The organism is Lachnoanaerobaculum saburreum DSM 3986, from assembly GCF_000185385.1.
Lineage (GTDB): Bacteria > Bacillota > Clostridia > Lachnospirales > Lachnospiraceae > Lachnoanaerobaculum > Lachnoanaerobaculum saburreum.
Map to the genome: position 1 here is coordinate 1 of NZ_GL622311.1, position 1,354 is coordinate 1,354.

Consider the following 1,354-nt stretch of genomic DNA (forward strand, 5'->3'; position numbering starts at 1 on the left):
GTAAGGAGGGAGCTGCCGAAGGCAGGGAGGATAACTGGGGTGAAGTCGTAACAAGGTAGCCGTATCGGAAGGTGCGGCTGGATCACCTCCTTTCTATATATTTTTCTTAATGAGAACGAGCAGAGCGAAGTTCGAATTTAGAAAAATAATACACCTCATCGAATGAAATGAGATGACGGTGTTACCATCTAAAACGAACAAAGTGAAGTTTTATGGTGTTACCTTATAGAGGTTTAAGTAGGGGTTGTGAGTACTGTTTAGTTTTACATTATTTTCTTGACAAAAACGAGCGAAAGCGAAGTTTAAGGTTGGGAAATAAGTACATATTGTCTAATGTAATGGGACGATATTGTAGCTTTGTTTGAAGTTAAAACTAAAAATAAATTTAGCGGTGTCGATGCGTCTGGAGGACACACCCGTTCCCATTCCGAACACGATGGTTAAGACTCAGTCGGCCGATGGTACTATGCCGGAAACAGTATGGGAGAGTAGGTGGATGCCGCTACATTTTTCACTTGATGAAAGCGAGTGAAGCATAGTTTGAATCTTAGTGAAAAAGTACACCTCATCGAGCGAAGTGAGATGATGGTGTTACCAAAAGTTAATAATAAGGGCTTATAGCTCAGCCGGTTAGAGCGCACGCCTGATAAGCGTGAGGTCGGTGGTTCGAGTCCACTTAAGCCCATGCATATTTTTCTTAATGAGAACGAACGAAGTGAAGTTCGAATTAAGAAAAATAGCACACCTCATCAAGCAAAGCGAGATGATGGTGTTACCAAGATATTTCTTAGTGAAGACGAGCAAAGCGAAGTCTGAGGTTAGAAAACAAGCACACCTTGCGTAGCGAAGCAATGGTGTTACCTTAATAATTCTTAATGAGAACGAGCGAAGCGAAGTTCGAATTTAGAAAAATAGCACACGTAGACTATATCATATTCCTTTGGAGAGGGTGAGAGATATTGAAGTTCGAATCTTTAAGTCTATCTGGCTTATGAAGAGTAAGCTAATAATGTACCTTGAAAACTGCATACCAAACGAGAAATTATATAAATATTTTATAATTAGACATCCGAGGTATTAATTGCGAAAGTGATTAATATTTTAATAACAAAAATAAATTTTAAACATTTGTATGATACACGCTAGTGTCATACAAAACACTAAATCTATATGATTTAAGAGGTTAAACATAAAGAGCGTAGGGTGGATGCCTAGGCACTGACAGCCGAAGAAAGACGTGACAAGCTGCGAAAAGCTGCGGGGAGAAGCACATATTCAGTGATCCGCAGATGTCTGAATGGGGAAACCCGCTTGGAAGTACTCCAAGCATCCATACGCCAATACATAACGTATG

The 1,354-nt window shown here is 39.9% G+C and carries 1 tRNA gene and 3 rRNA genes; all 4 read left to right on the plus strand.

Annotation, left to right across the window (positions count from 1 at the left end):
- Positions 1 to 93, plus strand: a 16S ribosomal RNA gene (locus HMPREF0381_RS14100); the annotation flags it as partial.
- 294 nt (positions 94 to 387) lie between these two features.
- Positions 388 to 505: ribosomal RNA gene (gene rrf, locus HMPREF0381_RS14105) — 5S ribosomal RNA — on the plus strand.
- 106 nt (positions 506 to 611) lie between these two features.
- A tRNA-Ile gene (locus HMPREF0381_RS14110) sits at positions 612 to 685 on the plus strand.
- Positions 686 to 1,180: 495 nt separating this feature from the next.
- Positions 1,181 to 1,354 (plus strand): 23S ribosomal RNA (locus HMPREF0381_RS14115); the annotation flags it as partial.